This is a genomic window from Roseibium sp. RKSG952, from assembly GCF_009711355.1.
Map to the genome: position 1 here is coordinate 1 of NZ_SMMF01000515.1, position 1,479 is coordinate 1,479.

Sequence of the window (1,479 nt, forward strand, 5' to 3'; positions counted from 1 at the left end):
TGAAACAGGCGGTCCGGAAGCTCTACCAGGTTGTGTCTGCAGCCGCCGGGGAGGAGCGTCAGGATTCAGAGCCCTGGTATTGGGGGTATCTGGTGCAGGGAGGGGCCGTTCTCGGTCTCTTGCCGATTTTTATTCCAATTGTAGTCGCGCAGGCCAAAGGGCCGGCAGCTGTCGGTCTTGTTGTGGCCGTTTTTTACATCGGGCAGATTTTCTCGCCGGTTTTCGGCAGTCTGGCGGACCGGTCCGGCAGGTACGGCCTGTTTTTCCTGGCAAGCTTCGGTCTGCTCGGCTTGGGTGCGCTTGGGTTTGTTCTGTCCTCAAGCGTGATCGCTTGGTCGGGTTTTGCCTTACTGCAAGGAATTGGCGCCGGAATTGCCAATACTGTGGCCTATGCCTTCATCGTCGAGTTCAGGCCGAAGGATGAGTGGGACGGGCGGCTTGGCTGGCTGCAGACTTTTTACGGTACGGGCCAGGCGATCGGCTTGCTGATTGCCGCAGCTCTTCAAGGCGACGGGGTGGCAGGGCTTTATATCTGCGCGGCTGCAATGATTCCGGGGGTCCTTTTGGGGCGTGCCGGATTGCCAAGGCCGGGACGGGAATGCCAATCCCGCGCTGGGCCGGTTAGCCATGATCTGCCGGCGGGATCTCATGCGCGTTCCCCTGCGGCGCTGTTGCGGCACTATGAGCATCTTGGGTTCGGGCAACTGGCTGCTGTGCGGCATCAATGGGTATCTGCATTTGGTCTTTACATGCTGAGTTGGTTCATGCTGATGCTCGGCACGTGGGTGATCTACAATCTCTACCCCCTGCTCATGAAAAGCTCCTTCGGCGTGTCCTCCGGCCTGTCATCCCTTTATTACGGTATCGCCGCAACTCTTGGTATTTTTCTGTATGCCCCTTCCGGGGATTGGGCCAAGGTCTACGGAAGTGCGAGGATTGTGCTTTTGGGTATCGTGATGACAGCGGTATCGATTTTCAGTCTTGTCGCGTTGCTTTACGTTCCGGAAAAGCTCCAGAGTATCCTTGTCGCGCCCGCCATCATGTTGCTGCCGATTGCCTGGTCGCCGATGATTGTTGCCGGAACGGCACTCGCCGGCCGCCTGAGCACGATCCCGCAAGGAACCACCATGGGGCTTTACAATGCCGCGACTGCTGCAGCCAGCGTGCTTGCGGCATTGATGGCCGGACAGATCGCGGAACTTTTCAGTTATAATGCAACGCTGTGGTTCTCAGCTGCGGCAACGGCGGTCGGGATTGCCCTGTTTTTGCCGCTTCTTCGTAAAGGTTCCCACCTTCGGAAATAACAATGTGAGAGGGCAGGCGGGTGTGAACAAATGTGCCCCATTTTTTTCAGGGGGGAAAATGGGGTAAACAAACCTAAAAAGGCAGCGAAATCAGTGGGATAAAGAGATAATGGAGGCCTCTGCCGGAATCGAACCGGCGTACACGGATTTGCAATCCGCTGCGTCACCACTCCGC

1 protein-coding gene is annotated in these 1,479 nt (G+C 57.2%); it reads left to right on the plus strand.

Annotated features, from left to right (window positions below; translation table 11 throughout):
- The coding region (locus E1297_RS01905; RefSeq protein WP_155133194.1) for an MFS transporter at window positions 1-1,304 on the plus strand (1,304 nt) is incomplete at its 5' end.
- Between the last annotated feature and the right edge of the window lie 175 nt (window positions 1,305-1,479).